We start from the raw sequence: 24,096 nt of genomic DNA, 5'->3' as shown, positions 1-24,096 counted from the left end.
GGCCGGATCCGGTGAGGCTAAAACGCTCAGTCGTTGCGCGATCCGCCGAAATACCCGCAACCACGCTGCACCTGGCCGTCGATGCGCAGTTCGGCGCTCATGTGCTGCACGCTGCCGGTGCTGCTGTCGACGCAGCGCTGCGGCGCGACCCACAATTCGATGCGCTGGTTGTTGGCTTCGCTGCTCAGATTGAAGCGGCCATCGCCCAATTGATCTTCAATGTACGGCACAGCAAGTGGCGGCTGACCTTCGCGGTCGATGACCATGCCTTTGCCGCTGACTTTGACATTCCACTCCGGGCCATGGCCGGCCGCGTGCAGGATCAATTGTTTGAAGTTGGGATCATCGCAAGCGGTGCCCGAGCGCTCGACGCGGTACAACTGAGTCAGGTCGAGTCGATCGCCGGCGACTTTGCCGCGAACATCGGCAAACAGTTTGCCTTGTTCATCAGCGAGGGTCGCCGCTTCTTGCAGAATGCTGGTGCCGCCGATGTCATTGACCACCAGTTGACGCTGTTCCTGACACGGCTGGAACACCAGTTTGCCGTCAGCAGCAGTCAGTTGCCCCTGCATCCGCGTCTGTCCGACATGCGAGGCACTTTCTCGCTGGCCATCGAACAATTGGCAAGCGGCAAACAATGGCAGCAGGGCAACAAGGACTAACGAACGGGCAACACGCATCTTCGGCTCTCCAGACAAGTGCCGCCACGTTACGCAGCCTGTCAGGCAAATGCAAAAGATCGCAGCCTGCGGCAGCTCCTACAGGGAAACGCAAATACCCCTGTAGGAGCTGCCGCAGGCTGCGATCTTTTGACCTTATCCGACGTGAAATGTCTGACCTGTCTGCAGGCCTTCGACACTTTTCGCGTAGGCCAATGCCACATCCGCCGCAGGAACCGGCTTGTAGCCACGGAAATACGGGGCGTAGCTGCCCATCGCTTCGAGCAGCACGGTCGGGCTGATCGAGTTCACTCGCATACCGCGTGGCAGTTCGATGGCGGCGGCGCGGACGAAACTGTCCAGCGCACCGTTGACCAGCGCTGCCGAGGCGCCGTTGCGGATCGGATCATGGCTGAGCACACCGGTGGTGAAGGTGAACGAGGCGCCATCGTTGGCGAATTCGCGGCCGATCAGCAGCAGATTGACCTGGCCCATCAGCTTGTCTTTGAGACCGAGGGCGAAGCTGTCTTCGGTCATCTCACCCAGTGGAGCGAAGGTCACGTTGCCGGCGGCGCACACCAGCGCATCGAACTTGCCGGTTTTTTCGAACAGTTTGCGAATCGATGCGCTGTCGCTGATATCCACCTGCAACTCACCGCTGGTGCGCCCGATGCGGATGACTTCATGACGTTGCGACAGTTCTTTGTCCACCGCCGAGCCGATGGTGCCGCCAGCGCCTATCAACAGAATCTTCATCGTGCTGTACCTCAAGTGATTGGACGAGGTTTCAGTCTAGAGTGGTTTTTTCTGCGGATAAGCGCACTAATGGGCAACCTTTGGTTTTCAATTGGAAACAATCCATGAGCGAAATGGATGACCTGGCGGCATTCGCGGTGTTGATCGAAGCGGGTAGTTTCACCTTGGCAGCGCAGCAGTTGGGCTGCAGCAAGGGCCAGCTGTCCAAACGCATCAGCCAGCTCGAAGCGCAGTTTTCTGTGGTGTTGTTGCAACGCACCACCCGGCGCTTGAGCCTGACCGCCGCCGGCGCAGCATTGTTGCCGCAGGCCCAGGCGCTGGTCGTCCATGTGGAACGGGCGCGTCAGGCCTTGGCGCGCTTGAAAGACGACATGGCCGGCCCGGTGCGCATGACGGTGCCGGTGTCGCTGGGCGAAACCTTCTTCGAGGGTTTGTTGCTGGAGTTCTCGCATCAATACCCTGAGGTGCAGATCGAGCTGGAGCTGAACAACAGTTACCGCGATCTGTCCCGGGACGGCTTTGATCTGGGGATCCGCAGCGAGGTGGCCAATGACGATCGACTGGTGGCCAAGCCGTTGCTGGCATGGCAGGAAATGACCTGCGCGAGTCCGGCTTATCTTGAGCGCTTCGGTGAGCCGCTGACGCCACAAGCACTGGCCGAACATCGCTGTTTGCTCAACAGCCACTACAGCGGACGCGAAGAATGGCTGTATCACCAGCAGCATGAATTGCTGCGGGTACGCGTGTCAGGACCGTTTGCCAGCAACCATTACAGCCTCCTCAAAAAGGCCGCGCTCAGTGGCGCCGGCATCGCGCGACTGCCTTCCTACTTGCTGCAAGCGGAATTGGCTGACGGCCGATTGTGCTGGCTTCTGCGCGACTTTCAGACCCGGCGCATGCCGATGTACCTGGTGCATCCATATCAGGGCGGATTACCGAGGCGCACTCAGGTGCTGGCGGATTATCTGATTGGCTGGTTCAAGCGCAGTGGCGAGGCGCTGGATCGACTTCAGCGCTGACCCCGCTTCCCCTGCGGGGATATCAGTGGCTGAAACGGCGAGCAATCAGGTGATCAATCGACAGCTTGCCCGGCCCCGTTGCCATCAGGTACAGCAACACCGCCGCCCAGGTGCCATGGGTCGGATAGGCATCGGGATACACAAACAGTTGAATGGTCAGGGTCATGCCCAGCAGCGCCAGCGCCGAAAACCGCGTAGCGAAGCCAATCAGAATCAGCAGTGGAAAAATGTGTTCGGCGAACGCCGCCATGTGCGCGGCAATCTCTGGCGACAACAACGGCACGTTGTATTCACTCTTGAACAACGGAATCGTCGAGTCGGCCAGACGTGGCCAGCCGAGTTGAAAAGTGCCGTCGATCAGGTCAATGGCCAGGCCTTCAACTTTGGTCTGTCCTGATTTCCAGAACACTGCGGCAATCGAGAAACGCGCAATGAACGCGATCAGGCTGTGGGGGATTTTTTCCAGCAGCGCGATGGCGCCGGTGATGAGGGTTTTCATGGCAGTTCCTTGTTATTCAAGTGGGTAATAGCGTTACGCGCGATCAGCAAGCCAAGGGTTTGCGCGAGGTCGAACTCAGGGCTGTTTTCGGCCGCTGCCAGCAGTGGCTGGCCATCGATCAGATTGCGGATAAACCTGCTGGCGCCGGGGTCGAGAGCAAACACTTCGACGTCCAGGCCATTGCGCAACACCAGCGCGTGTTGCCTTTGGTTGACGTCGATCCCTTCCAGCGTCGAGTCGTGCTGATGTGCGCCCCAGATCGCGACTACGGCATAGGCAGAGTCGAGCAGGTGCATAGAGGGATGAAGGTCGAGGCGCAGTTCACTCAGCGTTTGCGCATCAGCCAGTGCTGCGGTGATTTCTTCTGGCTGTACGGGCTGGGCGTCGGCCGCGTGGTAGGCGAGGGTGCGCAGGTGCTCAAGGCGCGCCACGTCTGCCAGATAAGGCACGCTGCCGGCCGGTTCAAACGCTGCAACGAAGTCCGCAAATGTCTCGCCATAGCGGCTCATCAACGGACTCTGCGGCGGTTGCTGTTGCACGAAAACGGCCGCCATGGCACGGAAAAATTCATCGCCCACCAATTGCGCAACCACCGGGTAACTGTCGCCCAAGGCATTGATCAGTGAACTCTGCACGTTGTTGCGATACACCGTGAAGCGGCTGGCCGGATCGGCGCCGTTGGCGCTGCACAGGCCTTCGGGGCAGGGTAGCCGGGTGTCGATGAGCGCTGCAGCAAAAGCGCGTTGAGTGCTCATGTGCGTGCTCCAGCATCCAGCAAAAGCGCATCAGCTTGCTGAGCTTCCGCCAGTAGCACCTCAAACGCCGGCACTTGATTGTCGCGCTCGATCAGCGTCGCCACCGGACCGATGCGCTGCAGTACTTGCCGGTACAAATCCCAGACGGCTTGATCGATCGGCGCGCCGTGATCATCGATCAGCAAACGGTCGCCGAGGCTGTCGCAATCTTCAGCAAACCCGGCCAGATGAATCTCGCCAACCCTGTGCAAGGGCAGGGCATCGAGATACGCCAGCGGATCACGCTCATGGTTCACGCAAGAAACGTAGACGTTGTTGACGTCGAGCAACAGGCCACAGCCGCTGCGGCGGATCACCTCTGCGATGAAGTCTGCCTCATCGATCGTCGAGCGCTCGAACGCCAGATAGGTCGCCGGATTCTCCAGCAGCATGGGGCGTTGGAGGGTGTTCTGCACCTGATCGATATGCTCGCAGACGCGGTTCAGCGTCGGCGTGTCATAGGCCAGTGGCAGCAGGTCATTGAGAAACACCGGGCCATGGCTCGACCAGGCCAGATGTTCGGAAAAGGATTGCGGTTGATAGCGTCGAATCAGTTCGGCAAGGCGCTTGAGATGCTGTTTATCCAGCGGCCCTTCAGCACCGATTGACAAGCCGACACCGTGCAGTGACAGCGGATACTGCTCGCGGATCAAACCGAGAAAATGATGAAACGGACCGCCGTCGACCATGTAGTTTTCGGCGTGGACTTCGAAGAAGCCGATGTCCGCTGGTGAGCCGAGCACTTCACGAAAGTGCCCGGTCTTGAGTCCCAGCCCGGCACGGGGTGGAAGCCCGCTGAGGGCTGCCTGAGTGCGGGGTTGGGCATGGTCATTGAGGGTGAGCATGATCGTCACTCAGGCAGTTCGCGGATCAGGACTTGGCTTTGAACGCTTCCATTTGACCGAAACCGGTCGGCGAGGTCTTGCTCTCAGTGGTGGCGCAGGTGCCTTTCGGAACCAGTTTCCAGGCGTTGGCCTGGTAGTCCATTTTCGACGTGCCGGCACAGGTGGTGCCTGCACCAGCGGCGCAATCGTTTTTGCCTTTCATGGCCACGCCGAAGCATTTCTCCATGTCGGCGTCAGCGGCGTGGACGGTCGATACAGCAGCCATGCTCAGGGCGGAACCGAGGGCCAGAACCAGGGCGGTAGCGGACAGGGTGCAGGTGGTAGCAGTCATGATGTTTCTCCAGTTTTGTTCAGGGTTTTTACAAGCGGTTTGCGCTTGCTTACCCCACTAGAGAACGCTCACTGCGATGCGTTACAGCAACGCTCAAATCTTTTTCAAAAGAACACACGCACATCGCGGGTGGAAGCAGAGGTAACCCAAGGGAATTGAATAATGGTTATCGTGAATGGTTATTAAAAACTGTCATTTCTGACAGTTGGCAGGGTTTTTCGACTGAGTATATTGGGGCTGTAGCGGTACACATCAGGGAGAAAATTCATGAATTTGTCTGAGTTGAAAAAGTTTGTCCAGGCCAGGATCGACGAACAGGCCAACATCATTCTGGATGAAAAGGTTATTCATGACGGGGCGGCATTCGGTGAGCTGCAGATCTATTTTTGCCTGCGTCGCATTCTGGATAAAAAGGCCACTCTTGAAGATTTTGGTGTCTTGCACGCGGTAAATGATTTGCTGCAGGCGACGGGCGTTATTTCTGCGAATCAGACGCTGGGATCAAAAGTCGTCCCCTGATACGGGCATTCCCTGCGGCAGGAACACTCAATTGAACAGAGAGGTGTTGGAAATGGAACAAAATATAGAGAGGCGTGTGAAAAAGCTCATAGCCGAGAATTTGTACAGAAAAGATGAAGATGGAAATCAAGTCGAGGTCAGAAATGAAAGCAGCTTCGTCGACGATCTGGGAGCGGACTCATTGCAAACGTCGCTGATGTTAATGGCAGTAGAGGACGAGTTTGAATTAAAGATCTCAGACGAGGAAGCCGAGAAATTTACAACGGTGCAGAAAGTGATCGATTATCTGGTGATAGCTGATGAACTCAGATATGCCGATGAGTGAAACATGGCAGAAACTTCTGCCTGATTCTGGACATTTCCTCGCGGCAGGAACAGTCAATTGAATAGAGAGGTGTTGGAAATGGAAAGTGTAGAGCAGCGTGTGAAAAGGATCTTGGATGAATTATAAACGGTCGATGTAGACCAAATTAAAAATGAAGACAGCTTCGTCGGCGATCTGGAAATGAATTCAGTGGATACGGAAGAGCTGCTGCTGGCGCTGGAACAGGAGTTTCAAGTAAGGATCCCAGACGAAGAAGCCGAGAAATTAACAACGGTGCAGGACGTGATCAATTATCTACGCGAAGAAAGCGTCAATGATCAGTAAAACACGGCAGCCTGTTATGCCTGTTATGCCTGTTATGCCCGTTATGAACCGCCAAAGTCCGGTTCCCAAGGGAGGAATGCCAGGCACAAAAAAACGGCCCGAAGGCCGTTTTTTTGTTGGCTGAAACACATCAACCGCCGAGGTACGCCTCGCGTACTTTCGGGTCGGTCAGCAGCGCTTCACCGGTGCCTTGCATGACCACGCGGCCGTTCTCCAGAACGTAGGCGCGGTCGGCGATTTTCAGCGCCTGGTTGGCGTTCTGCTCGACCAGGAACACCGTCACACCGTCCTTGCGCAGCATTTCGATGATGTCGAAAATCTGCTGGATGATGATCGGTGCCAGGCCCAGCGACGGCTCGTCGAGCAGCAGCAGTTTGGGCTTGCTCATCAGCGCACGGCCGATGGCGAGCATCTGCTGTTCGCCGCCGGACATGGTGCCGCCGCGCTGGTTGAAGCGTTCTTTCAGGCGCGGGAACAGGCCGAGAACCTTGTCCATTTGCTCCTGATAGTCGCCCTTGTCGGTGAAGAAGCCGCCCATAGACAGGTTTTCTTCAACGGTCAGACGGGCGAACACCCGACGACCTTCCGGCACCACGGCGATGCTCTTGCGCATGATCTGCGACGAGTCCTGGCCGACCAGTTCCTCACCCATGTAGCGGATGCTGCCGCTGTGCGCCTGCGGCGAACCGCAGAGCGTCATCAGCAGCGTCGACTTGCCGGCACCGTTGGCGCCGATCAGGGTCACGATCTCGCCCTGACGGACTTCGACGTTGACGCTGTGCAGGGCCTGGATCTTGCCGTAGAAGGTGGAAACGTTTTCGAACTGCAGCATTTACGCTTCCCCCAGGTAGGCTTTGATCACTTCAGGATTGTCGCGGATCTGTTCTGGCGTGCCGTCAGCCAGAGGTGTGCCCTGGTTGATCACGACGATGTGGTCGGAAATGCTCATGACCAGTTTCATGTCGTGTTCGATCAGCAGCACGGTGACGTTGTGCTCTTCGCGCAGCACGCTGATCAGCGCCTTGAGGTCTTCGGTTTCCTTCGGGTTCAGACCGGCCGCCGGTTCGTCGAGCATGAGGATCCGCGGACGGGTCATCATGCAGCGGGCGATTTCCAGCCGCCGTTGCTGACCGTAGGCCAGGGTGCCGGCGGTACGGTTGGCGAACTCCTTGAGATTGACCTTTTCCAGCCAGTACTCGGCAAACTCCATGGCCTCGCGCTCGCTTTTGCGGAACGCCGGGGTCTTGAACAGACCGGCCAGGAAGTTTGTATTCAGGTGACGATGCTGGGCGATCAACAGGTTCTCGACCGCCGTCATGTCCTTGAACAGGCGCACGTTCTGGAAGGTGCGCACCACGCCTTTGAGAGCGATCTTGTGGCCCGGCAGGCCCTGAATCGGCTCGCCGTCGAGCAGAATGCTGCCGCCGGTAGGCTGATAGAAACCGGTCAGGCAGTTGAACACGGTGGTCTTGCCGGCGCCGTTCGGGCCGATCAGTGCAACCACTTGTTTCTCTTTGACGGTCAGGGCCACGCCGTTGACCGCCAGCAAGCCGCCGAAGCGCATGCTCAGGTTTTCGACTTTAAGGATCTCGCGGCTCATTTTCGCAACTCCATGTGTGGGCGTTGCATCGGCAGCAGACCTTGTGGACGCCAGATCATCATCAACACCATCAGGGCACCGAACATCAACATGCGGTACTCACTGAACTCACGCATCATTTCCGGCAACAGGATCATCACCACGGCAGCCAGAATCACACCCAACTGCGAGCCCATGCCACCCAGCACCACAATGGCGAGGATGATCGCCGACTCGATGAAGGTGAACGACTCCGGGGTCACCAGACCCTGACGGGCGGCGAAGAAGCTACCGGCGAAACCGGCGAAGCTCGCGCCGAGGGTGAAGGCCGACAGCTTGATCACGGTCGGATTCAGGCCCAGTGCGCGGCAGGCGATTTCATCTTCACGCAGCGCTTCCCACGCTCGACCGATCGGCATGCGCAGCAGACGGTTGATGATGAACAGCGCCGCCAGCGCCAGCAACAACGCCACCAGGTAAAGGAAAATCACCTTGTTGATCGAGTTGTATTCGAGGCCGAAGTATTCGTGGAACGTCTGCAGACCTTCTGCGGCTTTGCGTTCGAAGGTCAGGCCGAAGAACGTCGGTTTCTCGATGTTGCTGATGCCGTTCGGACCGCCAGTGATGTCCGTCAGGTTACGCAGGAACAGACGGATGATCTCGCCGAAACCGAGGGTCACGATCGCCAGATAGTCACCGCGCAAACGCAACACCGGGAAGCCCAGCAGGAAGCCGAACGTCGCCGCCATCAGGCCGGCAATCGGCAGACAGATCCAGAAGCTCAGGCCGTAGTAGTGCGACAGCAGCGCGTAGCTGTAGGCGCCGACGGCGTAGAAGCCGACGTAGCCGAGGTCGAGCAGACCGGCCAGACCGACGACGATGTTCAGGCCGAGGCCGAGCATCACGTAGATCAGGATCAGCGTCGCGATGTCCACCGCGCCACGCGAACCGAAGAACGGCCACACCAGCGCACCGATGATCAGCGCAATGATGAAGTAGCGTTGGGTGGTCGGCAGGGTCAGGAAGTTACTCGCCTTGGCCGGGATCAGCGGCATGCCCGGCGAGGAATTCCAGGCCTTGCTGATCTGCTGGTTGAACAGCACCCGCAGAAACATCAGCACCGAGCAGATGGCGATGGTCGCCAGAATCATCGGGCTGGTGTTATGCACTTCAAGGTTGATGCCGACGATGGTCAGTTTCAGACCGAGTACCGGGTAGGCCACGGCCCACACCAGCAAGGCACTGAACAGTGCCTGTTTAAGATTCCTAGTCATACTTTCTCAACCTCCGGACGGCCCAGAATGCCGGTCGGACGGAACAACAGCACCAGAACCAACAAGCCGAAAGCCACGACGTCCTTGTACTGGTCGCCGAAGATATCGGCACCAAAGGCTTCCGCCACCCCAAGCACCAACCCGCCGAGCATGGCGCCGGGGATGCTGCCGATGCCGCCAAGTACCGCAGCGGTGAAGGCTTTGAGGCCGACGAGGAAACCGGCGTTCGGGTTGATCACGCCGTATTGCATGCTCAGCAGCACAGCCGCGATGGCCGCCAGCGCAGCACCAATGACGAAAGTCAGGGCGATGATGTTGTTGGTGTTGATGCCGAGCAGGTTGGCCATCTTGATGTCTTCGGCGCAGGCGCGGCAGGCGCGACCCAGGCGAGAACGGGAGATGAACAGCGTCAGGCCGAGCATGGCGATCAGGGTCACCACGAACACCACGATTTGCATGTAGGAAATCAGCACTTCATGTGCGCCACCTGGCCCGAAGGAAATGTTCCCGGGGATCAGGTTGGGGATGGATTTGTCCTTGGAATCTTGCGCCAGCAGAACCGTGTTCTGCAGGAAGATCGACATACCGATGGCCGAGATCAGCGGGATCAGACGGTTGCTGCCGCGCAAGGGGCGGTAGGCGATCCGTTCGATGCTGTAGCCGTACGAACTGGTGACCACGATGCTCGCGATGAAAGCAGCGGTCATCAACAGCGGGACGTTGTCGATTCCCATCATGGCCAGCCCGGCGATGGCGATGAACGCCACGTAGGAGCCGATCATGTACACCTCGCCGTGGGCGAAGTTGATCATTCCAATGATGCCGTAAACCATCGTATAGCCGATGGCAATCAGGGCATACGTGCTGCCAATGGTCAGGCCATTAACCAGCTGCTGGAAGAAGTGATAGAGGTCAGGCATTACAGCGCTCCTAAAAACCTGATACGCATTTCACTGGTGGAGTCATTTTCCCGCCCGGCCCCGTGGATCTCTATCCACTTCGAATCCGGGTTTTGCCAGCGAACCGCTGATGACGGTTTTGAGATTTTCAGGTGGGGAGACTGGCGGATCACGCCAGCGCGGCCCATACATTCGTAAAACAAAGCCCACGGCACGCCGTGGGCTTTATTGGCAGTCAGTCAGGGCGCGCCTTACTGAGGCGAAGCTTCAGTTTTTGGTTTGCCGAAGTGCCACTCGTAAACCACGAATTTGAAGTCCTTCAGGTCGCCCTTGGCGTCGAAGCTCAGGTCGCCAGTCGGGGTTTTGAAGGTGCCGGCGTGAATGGCTTCGGCCACTTTGGCAGGGTCTTCGGATTTGGCTGCGGTGATACCGCCGGCAATCACTTCAACCGCCGAGTAGGAAGGGAACACGAACGGGCCGCTCGGGTCTTCTTTCTTCGCCTTGAATGCATCAGCCAGGGCAACGTTCGCTGGATCCTGGTCGAAGGATTTCGGCAGGGTCACCAGCAGACCTTCGGAAGCGTCTTTGGCGATCTGCGAAATGGAGTCGTTACCCACGCCTTCCGGACCCATGAACTTGGCTTTCAGGCCTTTTTCAGCGGACTGACGCAGGATCAGACCCAGCTCCGGGTGGTAGCCGCCGTAGTAAACGAAGTCGACGTTGGCTTGCTTGAGTTTGGCGATGATCGAGGAGAAGTCCTTGTCGCCGGCATTGACGCCTTCGAACACGGCAACTTTGGTGCCTTTCTTCTCGAGGGTGGCTTTAACGGCGGTAGCGATGCCTTCACCGTATTGCTGTTTGTCGTGCAGGACTGCAACGATTTTCGGTTTCACGTGATCGGCAATGTAGTTACCGGCGGCAGGGCCCTGGGCGCTGTCCAGACCGATGGTACGGAAGACCATTTTGTAACCACGGGCGGTGATGTCCGGGCTGGTGGCAGCCGGGGTAATCATGATCACGCCTTCGTCTTCGTAGATGTCCGAAGCCGGTTGAGTGGAGCTGGAGCACAGGTGACCGACCACGAACTTGACGCCGTCGTTGACGACCTTGTTCGCGACCGCTACCGCTTGTTTTGGATCGCAGGCATCGTCGTATTCAACGGCTTCGAGTTTCTTGCCGTCGACGCCGCCCTTGGCGTTGATTTGCTCGATGGCCATTTTCGCGCCACTGAACTGCATGTCGCCGTACTGGGCTACTGGACCGGTCTTGGGACCGGCGATACCGATTTTGATGGTGTCAGCTGCGAACGAATGGCTGGCAACCCCGGCCAGAACCATAGCGGCAAACAGTTTGGAAATCTGCTTAGTAGCCTTAGTCATAGTGCTCCACTCTTACTGTTGTAATTTTTTTGAGTTCTGGCGCCGTAGCAGCAGAACCGGGTCAGATATCTTTGCGATACCCTCCGGAAATGCCCCCGGCAACTGTACCGGTACAGTGTAGAGCGCCGGTTGTCAGCCTGGGAAGCGGGCGCCGAGGGGCAAAACTTGGAGGTGTCGCATTTTTGAATGAAAAAGACAGAATTGCGGCGGGGCGTTCGTGGGCATATAGCCCAATCAGCAGCATTCCCTGGCGTTCCTGCTCTTTTCGTTCGGTGCAGCCATTTGCAACCGGGTTTTGCTGACGGACCACCGACGTTATCATTTGCGTCGATTTCTTTTCCGGACAGCACCCCATGAATCAAGAACCTAGCACCCTCTATGCCAAGCTGCTTGGTGAAACCGCATCTATTACCTGGAAAGAGTTGGAGCCGTTCTTCGCCAAGGGTGCCCTATTGTGGGTCGACCCTGCGCTGGATTTGATCGCTGCCGCCGAGGCCGTGGCGTCAGATGATGGCGAGAAAGTGGCTGCCTGGCTGGCCGAAGACAAGGTCGCGAAGCTGTCTGAAACGCGGGCGCTGGATCTTTTCGAGCGCGATCCATCGTTGTGGGCGGTGGTGGTTTCGCCGTGGATTCTGATCCAGGAAAGGGCAGTCGCCGCAGACGTTGCACCTTGATGGTGCGGCCCGCCAACGGCGAAAAGTGTGTAGCGGAGTAGCGTGATGGCACGTTGCCGTAGAGAAACGCCACAAGCGCGGGTGACCTCACGGTGACGTAAACGTAACGGGAACAGTTTAGTAAGCAGCCTAACGGCTGCTTAATTGTTTCTGGATGTTGGAAAGGCTGAAATCTTCAGTGAATTTGAAGGCCTCTTCGCGAGCAGGCTGGCTCCCACAGGGGAATGCATTCCAATGTGGGAGCGAGCCTGCTCGCGAATGGGGCGACTCGGTTCTGGATCAGACCGAGTAAGACTTGCCGGTATGGTTATTCAGGGAAATAACCTTGGTCTTGCCAATCCGGTGACGGTAAATTTCGCGCAGGTACTTGATCGACTTCTTCACGCAATCACGCGACAGGCGAATGTCGTTGATCGAGACAAACTTCTCTTTGTCGTTGATCAGCTCGCGGTACTTCTTCTCGTACATCGGCTTGATCGCATACCAGTTGGTGTCGAGGATCTTCGCCGGGTTCTCGAACTCGTTGAGCAGATCATCAATGCGGTCTTCGTCGAACTCTTCGTTGATGATGAAATCGAGGATCGAGTTGTCCAGGGTATCGTCGAAACGGTACGGGTTCTTCGCGAAGCAGCGCTTGATGAACGCCACGATCAACGTCAGGAAATCGTCCGACAGGCACGGGCTCTTGGCGATCAGAGTGGTCAGCGACAGGTTCGCCGAAGCGCCGATCACCAGTGCGTAACGCTTGAGCGTAGTGTTGGGGAACAGGCTGTTGAGGTGAGTCTTCAACCGGTTCAGGTCCATGTACGACAGCTTGTAGTCTTTCGGCAGCGAAACGATCGAGACCACCGACGAGCAGTTCTTGAAGAAGTGCAGGTCATGCAGCGCTGCGGCGTCGTAGCCGGAATTCTTGTACTGCTCAAGCGAGGCGCGATAACGCTTGGATTCGATCGGCAACAGGCTGATGCCTTCGATCGCTTGCGTCACTTTGTTGAAGTGCGGCAGGTCGATCGAGCGGAAGAACAGGTCGTCGATGTTCAGGCGCTGGGGTTCTTTGTCGAACACCTTGAATTTGTCGCTGCTCGGCGGCGGTGTTTCCGGCACTACCGATTCGGCGTAGGCGATCGCCACCGGGCCGGCCAGACTCATGAACAGGTCGTTGGCGTCGAGGCGAATGGTTTCGCCGATGTCGATGCCGGCGCGGCGGAAGTAGTTCTGGTCGTAGTCAGTGGTGACGGCCTGCGCTGTCAGAATGTTGAAGATCTGCTGCGAGATGTACTGGTTGGCGTGCTTCTCCATGGCATTGACATCAATGTTCTGGATGTTGCCGTCATCGCTCTCTTCGGCGTAACGCATGATGTCGTTGGAGATCAGCATCATCGCGTTCCACGGGCGAATACGCCCCATGACGCTGGCTTCGCTGCTGTCTTCGTTGGCGAAGTTGTAAGAGAAATCCCATTCTTCCGAGAGGTATTTGCACAGCAGGCGCCCGGCGTTGATGTGCAGCGCCTCGGACATTTCGCTGCGGTGATCGGAAATGTTCGGCAGCACGCAGATGCCGCTGGTGAAGATCGGTTCGAACACGAACGAATGACCGCTCTTGCCGTCATGCTCGTCCATCGGCTTGGTGTCGAACGTCTTGTTCATGTACGAGTGCTGCTGGGCCAGACCGAATTCCGAGGCCATTCCGGAACCGGTACCGCCGCCGGCACTGAAGATCGAGAAATACAGGCGCGACTGGTTGGCTTTGATGCCGCAGCTGTCGATCAGGTACGAATGGATCATTTTCCAGTCAGGGCTGGAGAAACGCTGGGTGTCCTTGTTGAGGATGATCTTCGCCAGGTACTGGCCGAGGATCGGCGCGTTACCGGCGCCACCGGCGTGGACTTCGGACAAGTCCATGATCTTCATTTTGCTGTAGTCGCGCAGGAAGCCGCTTTTCTCGCCCTTGCGCGAAAAACGGATGCGCCCGGCGATGTCCTTGTCGAGGTCGCCGAGCATCACCAGCGGTTCGACCAGGAACACCGGTTTGGTCGATTTGTTCGGGCCGATCCGCAGGTTGTTCTTGATCCACTGGGCCGGGCTGTAGCCCTTGTCGGCCAGACGCCGATCCGCCGCACGGTCTTCGTTGTTGAATTCGTTGAGGTAGAACTTGCGCGCGTTGTACACCAGCTCCGCGACATCCAGGGCAATGTTCGAGCCGCAGCGACCGAGGCCGATCAGGCACACCGAGGGGAATTCCTGGTCGTTGTGCTGTTCGTTGTCGCCTTCCAGGTGCGGCGGGCGCGGGAACACCAGATCACGCAGGCCGTCGAGGTTGTCGAGAATGCGGTCGGTATTGGTTTCGGTGAAGTACAGGTATTGCTGAGTCGACAGCGGGCGCGACGGGAGCAAGGGCTTCGACGGTGACGGGCTGTTGGCGGCGGGGCTCAAAGTCAGATCGGATACCGCAGTGGCGGGATTGTTTTTAGAAGTCATTGTGCGCCATATACCTGGACTGGGTTGGCTCGCAGGCCAATGCCGGCGAACCTCACGGAATAAGATCTCGCGTCTTTGTGCGCGAATTGAGCCCGAGCATCAGGATTTTGGCCTGACTGTCGCTGGGGGGAATCCTTTCCTGATCGTTGATGAATCGGCCATTATTCGGCGATCTTTAATCGAAAAGAGGCAAAATGATGTCAACGCTACCTTCGTTGGGGTTCGCCGGAATCGGTCTGATGGGCCTGCCCATGTGCCGGCGTTTATTGGCGGCGGGTTATCCGCTGAGCGTGTGGAATCGCAACCCGGTGAAGTGCGCACCACTGGTCGAAGCTGGCGCGCGACAGGTAGCGAGCCCCGCTGAACTGTGCGAACACGCCGAGGTGGTAATGCTCTGTCTGGCGGACACGGCGGTGGTTCGCGAGGTAGTGTTTGGCCCGGCGGGTGTCGCTGAAGGCGCGAAAAAAGGCCAGTTGCTGGTGGATTTTTCCAGCCTTGAACCGACGGCCACACGCGAAATGGCGGCGCAATTGCTGGAGAAAACCGGCATGAGCTGGCTGGACTCACCCGTGTCCGGCGGTGTGGTGGGTGCCGAGGCGGGCAGCCTGGCGATCATGGTTGGCGGCGAAGCGGCCGATCTTCAGCGCGTACGCCCGGTGTTGCTCAGCCTCGGTCAGCGCGTTACGCACATGGGCGGCATCGGTGCCGGGCAGGTGACCAAGGCCTGCAACCAGATGATTGTCGCCTGCAACGCGCTGGTGATTGCCGAAGTGGTGGCGCTGGCAGAGCAGGCCGGGGTCGATGCGAGCCTGATTGCCGAAGCATTGGCCGGCGGTTTTGCCGATTCGAAACCGTTGCAGATCCTCGCTCCACAAATGGCCGAAAGCCGATTCGAACCGATCAAATGGCACGTGCGCACCTTGCTCAAGGATCTCGACACCGCCGTCAAATTCTCCCGCGAACAGGGCTCGGCGACGCCAATCAGCGGATTGGCCGCACAACTGATGCGCCTGCATGGGGCGCAAGGCTTTTTGGCGCAGGATCCAGCGACACTGGTGCAAATGTACCGCGCGCCAGCATCAGCGGATTGACCGCGATTGAAGGCTTGCGCTGATTGATTTCTTCCAGCACCGGACGCAACTCGTCCAGCGGCACCGGGCGACTGAGCAGGTAACCCTGAATGAAATCGCAGCCCGAGCGTTCAAGGAATTCGTACTGCTCCAGGCTTTCCACGCCTTCGGTCACCACCTGCAAATGCAAGGTGTGCGCCATCACGATGATCGCCTGGACGATCTCCATGTCGGCGGTCGCCGTGGGAATGTCGAGGATGAACGAGCGGTCGATTTTCAGGGTGTTGAGCGGCAGGCGCTTGAGGTAGGCCAGCGAAGAGTAACCGGTGCCGAAGTCGTCAATCGACAGTGAGACGCCAAGCGCGCGGATCTGGCGCAGCAGTACCAGGGTGTTGGCGATGTTGCCCATCAGCGCATTCTCGGTGACTTCCAGCTCCAGCCGTTCCGGCGCTACCCCGGCGCTGCGTAATGCGCTTTCGATTTCGTTGGCCAGTTCCTCCCGGGTGAGGTTGAGCGGTGAGCAGTTCCAGGCAATTTTCAGTTCTTCGCAGCCATGCCGCGACAATTCACCCAGATCCTTGCAGGCCCGGCGCAGCACCCAGTTGTCCAGTTCGGCAATCAGGCCGTTGTTTTCGGCGATGGAGATAAAGCGATCCGGGGTCAGCAAGCCGTGCAGCGGATGTTGCCAGCGAATCAGCGCTTCAAGCTTGGTAACGCGACCGGTCTTCAGTTCGAAGATCGGTTGGTAATACAGCATCAGGCCGTTTTCTTCGCGCAAGGCGTGGCGCAATTCTTCTTCCAGTTGCAGCTCGAAGCTGGCGCGGGTCTTGAGGTTGGAACTGAAAAAATGCAGGCCGTTGCGCCCCGCACCTTTGGATTGATACAGCGCCAGATCCGCGTGCTTGAGCAGTTCCTCGCAGGTGCTGCCATCCTCCGGAAACAGGCTGATGCCGATGCTGGTGGTCATCACCATACGGCGCCCGGCAAGTTCGATGGGCTCCTTCATCTTGAGCATGATGCGCTGGGCCATGTTGCGGGCTTCTTCGCGGTCATGCAGGTTGATGAGGATGCAGAACTCGTCGCCACCGAAACGTGCGACCACGTCTTCATGGCTGCGTACCGAGCCTTTTATGTGATTGGCGATGACCTTGAGCAACTCGTCACCGGCGTCATGGCCGAGGCTGTCGTTGATCCGTTTGAAGTGGTCGATGTCGAGAAACATCACTGCGAGCATGCCGCCTTCAGTGGTCTTCTGACAGAGCTTTTCGGCAAAGATCTGATTGAATCCGCGACGGTTGATCAAGTTGGTCAGGGCGTCGTAGTTGGCCGCTTGTTGCAGCGACATGCGCGCCTGATCGAGCTGGCTGAGCAAGGCGTTGACGCGGCGCAGGTCCTCTTCCTTGTTCTGCAGTTTCTTGTCGGCCAGCGCCGCACTGATCGCACTGCCAAGGATCAGCAGGATGATCAGCGCCACGGTCAGGCCCAGTTGCAGGTGCCCGTTATCGCCGCCGCTCGCTGTCAGGCCTCCCTCGGGAAGAACCAGATCCAGCGCCGCCATGCCGGTGAAATGCATGCTGATAATGCCAGCGCCGAGAATCAGCGCAGCGCTGTACTTGAGCAACTGATGCACCACGCCGTTGCCTTCGCTCAGATAACGGGCTACCCACAGCGCGGCGAAACTGGCGCCGATGGCGATCGCCACCGACAGCGCGAACAGCCCCGGCTGATAGTAGGCGGTGGCGCTCGACTTCATGGCCGCCATGCCAACGTAATGCATGCCGGCGATGCCCAGGCCGATGACAAACGCGGTTTTCAAGCAATGCAACGCACTCGGCTGCACTTCGCTCAGGGTTTGCATGGCCAGCCAAGAGGCGAGCAGGGCGATCAGCAACGAGAAAAGGGTGATGCCGAGGTCATACTGAATGTCGATCGGTGTCTGGAAAGCCAGCATGCCGATGAAATGCATGGCCCAGATGCCGCCGGCCAGGCAGGTCGCGCCGATCCAGCGCCAGATCCGCCGCGACCCGGGATCTTCGGCATGTACGACGCGTTCAGCCATATCCAGGGTGGCAAAACTGGCTGCGCAGGCGACCAGATACGCCACCATCACCAGGAGAGGGTTGTGACTGCAATCGAGGATGACCTGCCCGCTCGCCGGCAGCTCGGCAACAAACTGCAAACCAAGCCACTCCATAGCATGCCCCGTCTCTGAAGTCGTCCCGAGTGCGCGTTGAACGCAGTTGAATGTCAGGAGTATAGAGGCCGATTTCGGGGTGCAAGCGGTAGTGGCACATGGGCACTAATGATTTTGGCATTAGCGTCATAGCGATTGGCGCTAAAAACTTACGCGATCTGTTCGAGAGGAATCTGCGCCCAGTCGGGTTGCAGGGGCGGCAAGCCAAAACGCGCGCGGGCCTTATCGCAATCGACATTCTGCTCGCCATTTTCCCATGACGACTCGAATTCGCGGCAAGGGCTGGAGCGCAGTTCATAAATCGAGCACTTCACCTCGCTGCCGACTTCTCCGACCAACGCCGTGCAACGCGGCGATTTACAGTCGGTGCCGTTCATCGCTACCCGACTGGGACTGATCTGCGTGACCAGCTCATCGGGCACCGTGCCACCGGAGGAAGCGCACTCGCCCCAAAAGAAAGACACGCGAAAATGGGAACAGCAGGCACCGCAATTCAGACACGGACTGACTTCGGACATGGGCGAGGGTATCAAAGGGATTGATCGGGAGATCCGGACGGATCCGGCGGCCATTCTAGGCTTTGCCGCAGACTTGGGAAGGGGGGCGCGAAACTATTTTTTTGTGGCAGGATTTTGCCGCAAAAGCCCCGTTTTTCGGGGGATTGCAGGCTTATCAAGGGCTTACGTTTCGTTACAGTGCCATGGCCCGATATCAGGCAGACGAATGATCACAGACAGGCCAGTCCGGGCTGACTAGATTGCAGGTTCCGGGCTCGGATGCAGTGGCAGTGAAGCCCTATAACAATAAAGAGACGGACCCATGCAGAACTCGACCCAAGCGGCGAATGCCTGGCGCATTCTGTTCCTGCTGTTCCTGGCCAACCTGTTCAACTTCTTCGACCGCACCATTCCGGCGATCATCATCGAACCGATCCGCATGGAATGGCACCTCAGTGACTTTCAACTGGGCATTGTCGGTACCGCCTTCACCATTGTTTACGCGATTGCCGGCCTGCCGCTGGGGCGCATGGCCGACACCGGTTCGCGCAGCAAATTGATGGGCTGGGGCCTGGCGACGTGGAGTGCGCTGACGGCGGTCAACGGCCTGGTTGGCAGTTTCTGGAGCTTCCTGATCGTGCGCATGGGCATCGGTATCGGTGAGGCCAGTTACGCCCCGGCGGCCAACTCGTTGATCGGTGATTTGTTTCCGGCCCATCGTCGGGCGCGGGCCATGGGCATTTTCATGCTCGGTTTGCCACTGGGATTGTTGCTGGCGTTCTTCACCATTGGCTGGATGGTCAAGGCGTTCGACAGCTGGCGTGCGCCGTTCTTTATTGCCGCAGTGCCGGGGCTGATCCTGGCGGTTTTCATGTTCTTCATTAAAGAGCCGAAGCGCGGCGCTGCGGAGACCGTGCAGGTCTCCCAGGAGAAAGTCGACAAGCCGATCCGCCGGATTCTGGCGGTGCCGACTTTTCTCTGGCTGGTCATGGCCGGGTTGTGCTTCAACTTCGCGACGTATGCCTGCAACTCGTTTCTGGTGCCGATGCTGCAGCGCTATTTCCTGATGCCGTTGCAGGACGCGGCGGTGGCTACCGGGATGATCGTCGGTGTGACTGGGCTGGTAGGTCTGACGTTGGGCGGCTGGATTGCCGACAAGATTCACCAGCGCGTGGCCAACGGGCGGCTGCTGTTTGCCGCGTTCAGTCTGATCATCTCGACCCTGTGCACGGCGTGGGCGTTGCATGCCGGGCGGATCGAGATTGGTGTATTTGTCGCTGTGTTCAGTGTTGGTTGGCTGTTTGCCTACAATTTTTACACCTGCGTTTACACGGCGATTCAGGACGTGGTCGAACCGCGTCTGCGGGCGACCGCGATGGCGTTGTTCTTTGCCGGGTTGTATCTGCTGGGCGGTGGTCTGGGGCCGGTGGTGGTCGGTGGCTTGTCGGATCATTTTGCCCATACCGCGATGTTGGCGGCGGGAGCGGAGCAGATGACCGAGGCGTTCAAGGCCGTCGGCCTGCATGATGCGATGTACCTGATTCCGGTGGCGTTGTTTTTGACCATGGTGTTTCTGTTTCTGGCTGCGCGGTGTTTTGTGCGGGATGCGAAGCGGATGAAGGAGGGGTTGGTGGCTGTGGTTGAGCCAGAGGTTGCAGTAGCGACCGCATAGCCGTCATCGCTGGCAAGCCAGCTCCCACAGTGACCGAGTCGTACACATAATCTGTAAACGACCCGAAACCTGTGGGAGCTGGCTTGCCAGCGATGAGGCCATCAGCATCAGCTGAAAAATCACAGGCAAACAAAAAAGGCCCGCATCGCTGCGGGCCTTGTTGTTTTCAGCGCTGGAGCAGGGCGATTAACCCGCCACCAACACCCGGATCGCTTCCAGACGCAACGCCGCTTTATCCAGCATCGCCAGACCCTGCTCACGTTGTGTGCGCAACGCTTCCAGTTCGCTGTCACGCACGGTCGGGTTGACCGCCTGCAACGCGGTCAGGCGTGCCAGTTCTTCGTCGGTGTCGGCCGCCAGACGGCGGCGGGCCTCGGCCACGCGCTCGGCGTGACGCGGGGCGATCTTGTCTTCACCGGCGTTGATCCGTGGCGTCAGTTGATCGCGCTGGGCCTGGATGAACTTGTTGGCGCTGGCACGCGGCACGCTTTCCAGCTGATCGTTCAGCGTTTCAAAGGAAACCCGTGGCGACAGGTCGTTGCCGTTGGCGTCGAGCAGGCAGCGCAGGGCGGCCGGCGGCAGGTAACGGCCCAGTTGCAGCGAGCGCGGTGCAACCACTTCGCTGACGTAGAGCAGTTCCAGCAGCACAGTGCCCGGCTTCAATGCCTTGTTCTTGATCAGCGCGACGGCGGTGTTGCCCATCGAACCGGACAGCACCAGGTCCATGCCGCCCTGCACCATCGGGTGTTCCCAGGTGATGAACTGCATGTCTTCACGCGACAGCGCCTGGTTGCGGTCGTAGGTGATGGTCACGCCTTCGTCGTCGCCCAGCGGGAAGCTGGCGTCGAGCATTTTCTCGCTCGGCTTGAGGATCAGGGCGTTTTCCGAATGGTCTTCGCTGTCGATGCCGAACGCGTCGAACAGGGTTTCCATGTAGATCGGCAGGGCGAACTGATCGTCTTGCTCAAGGATCGCCTCGACCAGCGCTTCACCTTCGCCGGCACCGCCGGAGTTCAACTCCAGCAAACGGTCGCGACCGGTGTGCAGTTCGGCTTCCAGGCGCTCGCGCTCGGCGCGTGCCTCGTCGATCAGCGCTTGCCACTCGCTGTCGTCGGCCTCTTCGAGCAACGGCAGCAGGCGCGGGCCGAACTGGTGCTGCAAGGCGTTGCCGGTCGGGCAGGTGTTGAGGAACGCGTTCAGCGCTTCGTGGTACCACTGGAACAGACGCTCTTGCGGGCTGGTTTCCAGGTACGGCACGTGCAGTTCGATGATGTGCTTCTGGCCGATCCGGTCGAGACGACCGATACGCTGCTCGAGCAGGTCCGGGTGCGACGGCAGATCGAACAGCACCAGGTGGTGCGCGAACTGGAAGTTGCGACCTTCACTGCCGATTTCCGAGCAGATCAGCACTTGCGCGCCAAACTCTTCGTCGGCGAAGTAGGCGGCGGCGCGGTCACGCTCAAGGATGTTCATGCCTTCATGGAACACCGTGGCCGGGATGCCGGAACGCACGCGCAGGGCGTCTTCCAGGTCCATCGCAGTTTCGGCGTGGGCGCAGATCACCAGCACTTTGGTGCGCTTGAGCATTTTCAGCTGATCAATCAGCCACTCGACGCGTGGGTCGAATTTCCACCAGCGCTCTTCTTCGCTGGCGTCCGGCAGGGCCTGGAAGCTGACTTCCGGGTACAGTTCGGCGTGTTCGCCCAGCGGCAGTTCGAGGTATTCGTCCGGGCATGGCAGCGGGTACGGGTGCAGTTTGCGCTCCGGGAACCCTTGCACGGCTGCGCGGGTGTTACGGAACAGCACGCGGCCGGTGCCGTGGCGATCGAGCAGTTCACGCACCAGGCGCGCACTGGCTTCGGTGTCGCCATCGTTGACTGCGGTCAGCAGGGCTTCGCCTTCGTTGCCGAGGAAACCGTGAATGGTCTTGTGCGCTTCGGCCGAGAGACGGCCCTTGTCGAGCAGTTCCTGCACGGCTTCGGCCACCGGGCGATAGTTGTCGCTCTCGGCGCGGAACGCAGCCAGGTCATGGAAACGGTTCGGATCGAGCAGGCGCAGACGGGCGAAGTGGCTGTCCTGACCGAGTTGTTCCGGGGTGGCGGTGAGCAGCAGCACGCCCGGGATGACTTCGGCGAGTTGCTCGACCAGCGAGTATTCCGGGCTGGCCTTGTCTTCGTGCCAGACCAGGTGGTGGGCTTCGTCGACCACCAGCAAATCCCAACCGGCGGCGAACAGTGCGTCCTGGGCCTTCTCGTCGTCGACCAGCCACTCCAGCGCAACCAGCGCCAGTTGGGTGTCCTCGAACGGGTTGGTGGCATCGCTTTCGATGAAACGTTCTTCGTCGAACAGCGCAACTTGCAGGTTGAAGCGGCGGCGCATTTCGACCAGCCACTGGTGCTGGAGGTTTTCCGGCACCAGGATCAACACGCGGTTGGCGCGGCCCGAGAGCAGTTGGCGATGGATCACCAGACCGGCTTCGATGGTTTTACCCAGACCCACTTCGTCCGCCAGCAGAACGCGCGGGGCGATACGGTCGGCGACTTCACGGGCGATGTGCAATTGGTGCGCGATTGGCTGAGCGCGAACGCCACCCAGGCCCCAGAGCGACGATTGCAACTGGCGGCTGGTGTGTTCGAGGGTGTTGTAACGCAGCGAGAACCACGCCAGTGGGTCGATCTGCCCGGCGAACAGACGATCGCTGGCCAGACGGAACTGGATGAAGTTCGACAGCTGGGTTTCCGGCAGGGTGACGGCTTCGTTCTGCCCGTTGAGACCGTGATAGACCATCAGCCCGTCGACATCATCGACTTGCTGCACGGTCATCTTCCAGCCTTCGAAGTGGGTGATGCTGTCACCCGGCGAGAACCGCACGCGGGTCAGGGGCGCATTCCGTAGCGCGTACTGGCGGGTTTCGCCAGTGGCCGGGTAAAGCACGGTCAACAAGCGGCCGTCCTGTGCCAGAACGGTGCCTAAACCAAGCTCTGCTTCGCTGTCACTGATCCAGCGTTGCCCCGGTTGATACTGCTGCGCCATGCTGCCTGACTCCCACCTTGAAAAAGCGGGCTATCTTAACGGAATGCAGGCTTCAGGGCCAAAGGATTAGGAGCAGCGGCGAGCTTTTAGCCGCGAGCTGCAAGCTGAAACGAAAAGCGTCATGCGTCTGTTTTCTTCCTGTGCAGGGCACCTGTGAGTGCTAACCAGGTCACAGATTTACGACGGATGGCTCAAGGCGCCTTTGCCGCAGCCGATAGCCTGCTGACAGGAGACCCTTTATATGTTGCCACCGATGCTCCCCCTGAGCGCTGTGCCGATCACTTCCCAGCAGGATCCGATCCGCCAGCGGCCGGACATTCCTCCGGTGGTGCCGGTGCAGGAAAGCTCCAACGAAAGCACGATCGATCTGCAAAAGCGTGATCCGGAAGAGGATCGCCTGCTGGCGCGCGAAGAACAGCGTCGCCAACAGGAGCGTGACCGGCGCCGTCGCGAAGCCGACGAAGACCCGGAAGAACACCTGGCCGTGCCTGGCACCGAACTGAATGCCGACAATACCGTGCCGGTGGTGCCGCTGATGGAAGATCAGCCGCGTCAGGGCTTATGGGTTGATATCGAGATCTGAGTCGTTGTACCGCGCTGGGCTTGCCGGCTGGTCAGCGCGCGGCTGAGGCTGCATTATTGGCGCAGTCCTGCCGATGATGTGGCAGTTGTGATTCTTTGAAGTGATGCACTGACGCCATGAGCCAAGACGACAAACTGATTGACCTCAGCACTGAACGCGCCAAGCGCGTGCATGATCTCAACGAGAAGCGCCTGAATGAAGTGCGCCAGGCGTTCGAACAGGCGATGCCGTTGGGAAAAACCAAGAAAAAGTCGAAAAACAAGCCGAAAAAGCGTTGATCTCTGCCTGCATCCGTTGATGCAGGTCATTTAATTTCCCTCCTTTGACTCCCTTCGTTGCTGGTATTGATCCCGGTCAATTTTTGCGCCTGTGTGTTTGGTAACTTAGGTTCCATCGCAGCAGAGCAGAGGCCCAGGAGGCCAGTCATGTTTTTCGATAACGTGGTGTTTGCCGGGGTCCTGACTGTAGGGCTGATGGTTCTGTTTTTTGCAGGGTTTGGATTTTTTATCTGGAAGGATGCGAATAAGCGCAAGAAGTGATTCTTCTGGATTGATGAGCACGCAAGGCATTTTGGGCAACTTCGGTTGCCCTTTTTTTTGTGCCTTGGCGGCCTTTGGGCCGACCATGCTGTGGGTGTTTTTTGTGAATATCCGTTGCTGCGGTAACGGCGGCTTAGGGTTCCGCCCTTACGGC

Annotated in this window: 24 protein-coding genes and 1 pseudogene; 10 read left to right on the top strand and 15 right to left on the bottom strand. The window is 58.7% G+C overall.

Features of this window, described 5'->3' with window-relative positions; translation table 11 throughout:
* Nucleotides 1-26 precede the first annotated feature (26 nt).
* Together QZR14_RS04345 and QZR14_RS04340 are read right to left on the bottom strand one after the other, a co-directional pair.
* Nucleotides 27-680, bottom strand: a complete 654-nt coding sequence (locus QZR14_RS04345) for a COG3650 family protein (RefSeq protein ID WP_311995971.1) — start codon at nt 678-680, stop codon at nt 27-29.
* Nucleotides 681-815: 135 nt separating this feature from the next.
* The gene (locus tag QZR14_RS04340; RefSeq protein WP_311995970.1) at nt 816-1,415 is read right to left on the bottom strand and encodes a short chain dehydrogenase; all 600 of its coding nucleotides are present in this window, start codon (nt 1,413-1,415) and stop codon (nt 816-818) included.
* A gap of 104 nt (nt 1,416-1,519) precedes the next feature.
* On the opposite strand from QZR14_RS04340, the gene QZR14_RS04335 reads away from it, so the two are divergent.
* Nucleotides 1,520-2,434 carry a LysR family transcriptional regulator gene (locus QZR14_RS04335; protein WP_311995969.1) on the top strand — a complete coding sequence of 305 codons (915 nt, stop codon included), beginning with the start codon at nt 1,520-1,522 and terminating at the stop codon, nt 2,432-2,434.
* Between the two features lie 22 nt (nt 2,435-2,456).
* Here QZR14_RS04335 and QZR14_RS04330 read toward each other — a convergent pair whose 3' ends face one another.
* The 4 genes from QZR14_RS04330 to QZR14_RS04315 are packed head-to-tail and all read right to left on the bottom strand — an operon-like array spanning nt 2,457 to nt 4,903.
* On the bottom strand, nt 2,457-2,933 hold the full coding sequence (locus tag QZR14_RS04330) for a DoxX family protein (protein WP_250603333.1): 477 nt from the start codon (nt 2,931-2,933) through the stop codon (nt 2,457-2,459).
* A complete protein-coding gene (locus tag QZR14_RS04325) occupies nt 2,930-3,688 on the bottom strand; it encodes an HvfC/BufC N-terminal domain-containing protein (protein WP_250603335.1) in 759 nt (252 codons plus the stop codon). Before QZR14_RS04325 ends, QZR14_RS04330 begins: the two co-directional genes overlap by 4 nt.
* The gene (gene bufB / locus QZR14_RS04320) at nt 3,685-4,572 is read right to left on the bottom strand and encodes an MNIO family bufferin maturase (RefSeq protein ID WP_311995968.1); all 888 of its coding nucleotides are present in this window, start codon (nt 4,570-4,572) and stop codon (nt 3,685-3,687) included. The genes QZR14_RS04325 and bufB overlap by 4 nt, the downstream gene beginning before the upstream one ends.
* A gap of 25 nt (nt 4,573-4,597) precedes the next feature.
* Nucleotides 4,598-4,903, bottom strand: a complete 306-nt coding sequence (locus QZR14_RS04315) for a BufA1 family periplasmic bufferin-type metallophore (protein WP_311995967.1) — start codon at nt 4,901-4,903, stop codon at nt 4,598-4,600.
* A gap of 267 nt (nt 4,904-5,170) precedes the next feature.
* Here QZR14_RS04315 and QZR14_RS04310 point away from each other — a divergent pair, with 267 nt between their 5' ends.
* From QZR14_RS04310 to acpP (QZR14_RS04300), 3 genes and pseudogenes are all read left to right on the top strand, one after another.
* Nucleotides 5,171-5,422 (top strand): hypothetical protein, encoded by a 252-nt coding sequence (locus QZR14_RS04310; RefSeq protein WP_250603341.1) that lies wholly within the window; start codon nt 5,171-5,173, stop codon nt 5,420-5,422.
* A gap of 52 nt (nt 5,423-5,474) precedes the next feature.
* Entirely contained in the window at nt 5,475-5,747 is a 273-nt protein-coding gene (gene acpP / locus QZR14_RS04305; RefSeq protein ID WP_311996109.1) for an acyl carrier protein, read from the top strand.
* 78 nt (nt 5,748-5,825) lie between these two features.
* Nucleotides 5,826-6,071 (top strand): annotated as a pseudogene (gene acpP / locus QZR14_RS04300) (acyl carrier protein).
* 130 nt (nt 6,072-6,201) lie between these two features.
* On the opposite strand, the gene QZR14_RS04295 reads toward acpP (QZR14_RS04300), so the two are convergent.
* The 5 genes from QZR14_RS04295 to QZR14_RS04275 form a co-directional block, all read right to left on the bottom strand.
* Nucleotides 6,202-6,903, bottom strand: a complete 702-nt coding sequence (locus QZR14_RS04295; RefSeq protein ID WP_008082262.1) for an ABC transporter ATP-binding protein — start codon at nt 6,901-6,903, stop codon at nt 6,202-6,204.
* Nucleotides 6,904-7,671 (bottom strand): high-affinity branched-chain amino acid ABC transporter ATP-binding protein LivG, encoded by a 768-nt coding sequence (livG, locus tag QZR14_RS04290; RefSeq protein ID WP_077571419.1) that lies wholly within the window; start codon nt 7,669-7,671, stop codon nt 6,904-6,906.
* On the bottom strand, nt 7,668-8,924 hold the full coding sequence (locus tag QZR14_RS04285; protein ID WP_250603347.1) for a high-affinity branched-chain amino acid ABC transporter permease LivM: 1,257 nt from the start codon (nt 8,922-8,924) through the stop codon (nt 7,668-7,670). The genes livG and QZR14_RS04285 overlap by 4 nt, the downstream gene beginning before the upstream one ends.
* Nucleotides 8,921-9,844, bottom strand: coding sequence for a high-affinity branched-chain amino acid ABC transporter permease LivH (gene livH, locus QZR14_RS04280; protein ID WP_008082254.1), 924 nt, complete (start codon nt 9,842-9,844; stop codon nt 8,921-8,923). Before livH ends, QZR14_RS04285 begins: the two co-directional genes overlap by 4 nt.
* A 230-nt stretch (nt 9,845-10,074) precedes the next feature.
* Nucleotides 10,075-11,202 carry a branched-chain amino acid ABC transporter substrate-binding protein gene (locus tag QZR14_RS04275; protein ID WP_123452283.1) on the bottom strand — a complete coding sequence of 376 codons (1,128 nt, stop codon included), beginning with the start codon at nt 11,200-11,202 and terminating at the stop codon, nt 10,075-10,077.
* 353 nt (nt 11,203-11,555) lie between these two features.
* On the opposite strand from QZR14_RS04275, the gene QZR14_RS04270 reads away from it, so the two are divergent.
* Nucleotides 11,556-11,876 (top strand): DUF2288 domain-containing protein, encoded by a 321-nt coding sequence (locus QZR14_RS04270; RefSeq protein ID WP_250603350.1) that lies wholly within the window; start codon nt 11,556-11,558, stop codon nt 11,874-11,876.
* Nucleotides 11,877-12,155: 279 nt separating this feature from the next.
* On the opposite strand, the gene QZR14_RS04265 is transcribed toward QZR14_RS04270, so the two are convergent.
* Nucleotides 12,156-14,354, bottom strand: a complete 2,199-nt coding sequence (locus QZR14_RS04265; protein WP_311995966.1) for a hypothetical protein — start codon at nt 14,352-14,354, stop codon at nt 12,156-12,158.
* 194 nt (nt 14,355-14,548) lie between these two features.
* Here QZR14_RS04265 and QZR14_RS04260 point away from each other — a divergent pair, with 194 nt between their 5' ends.
* Complete coding sequence (locus QZR14_RS04260) at nt 14,549-15,445, top strand: NAD(P)-dependent oxidoreductase (protein ID WP_311995965.1); 897 nt, start codon at nt 14,549-14,551, stop codon at nt 15,443-15,445.
* Here the strand turns inward: QZR14_RS04260 and QZR14_RS04255 are convergent.
* Both QZR14_RS04255 and QZR14_RS04250 read right to left on the bottom strand, forming a co-directional pair.
* Nucleotides 15,336-17,618, bottom strand: coding sequence for a putative bifunctional diguanylate cyclase/phosphodiesterase (locus tag QZR14_RS04255; RefSeq protein ID WP_311995964.1), 2,283 nt, complete (start codon nt 17,616-17,618; stop codon nt 15,336-15,338). The genes QZR14_RS04260 and QZR14_RS04255 overlap by 110 nt on opposite strands.
* A 149-nt stretch (nt 17,619-17,767) precedes the next feature.
* Nucleotides 17,768-18,136 (bottom strand): YkgJ family cysteine cluster protein, encoded by a 369-nt coding sequence (locus QZR14_RS04250; RefSeq protein ID WP_250603358.1) that lies wholly within the window; start codon nt 18,134-18,136, stop codon nt 17,768-17,770.
* 301 nt (nt 18,137-18,437) lie between these two features.
* Between QZR14_RS04250 and QZR14_RS04245 the strand changes: the two genes are divergently transcribed.
* Nucleotides 18,438-19,787 (top strand): spinster family MFS transporter, encoded by a 1,350-nt coding sequence (locus QZR14_RS04245; RefSeq protein ID WP_250603360.1) that lies wholly within the window; start codon nt 18,438-18,440, stop codon nt 19,785-19,787.
* A gap of 186 nt (nt 19,788-19,973) precedes the next feature.
* Here QZR14_RS04245 and rapA read toward each other — a convergent pair whose 3' ends face one another.
* On the bottom strand, nt 19,974-22,820 hold the full coding sequence (gene rapA, locus QZR14_RS04240; protein ID WP_311995963.1) for an RNA polymerase-associated protein RapA: 2,847 nt from the start codon (nt 22,818-22,820) through the stop codon (nt 19,974-19,976).
* Nucleotides 22,821-23,061: 241 nt separating this feature from the next.
* Between rapA and QZR14_RS04235 the strand changes: the two genes are divergently transcribed.
* From QZR14_RS04235 to ccoM, 3 genes are all read left to right on the top strand, one after another.
* Nucleotides 23,062-23,403, top strand: a complete 342-nt coding sequence (locus QZR14_RS04235) for a hypothetical protein (RefSeq protein ID WP_003222394.1) — start codon at nt 23,062-23,064, stop codon at nt 23,401-23,403.
* A 116-nt stretch (nt 23,404-23,519) separates the two neighbouring features.
* The gene (locus QZR14_RS04230; protein WP_185036800.1) at nt 23,520-23,681 is read left to right on the top strand and encodes a hypothetical protein; all 162 of its coding nucleotides are present in this window, start codon (nt 23,520-23,522) and stop codon (nt 23,679-23,681) included.
* Nucleotides 23,682-23,828: 147 nt separating this feature from the next.
* Complete coding sequence (gene ccoM, locus QZR14_RS04225; protein ID WP_003222396.1) at nt 23,829-23,942, top strand: cytochrome c oxidase subunit CcoM; 114 nt, start codon at nt 23,829-23,831, stop codon at nt 23,940-23,942.
* The last annotated feature ends 154 nt before the right edge of the window (nt 23,943-24,096 follow it).

The organism is Pseudomonas sp. rhizo66, assembly GCF_031931925.1.
Classification (GTDB): Bacteria; Pseudomonadota; Gammaproteobacteria; order Pseudomonadales; family Pseudomonadaceae; genus Aquipseudomonas.
This window is presented reverse-complemented; position numbering and strand designations above follow the sequence as displayed.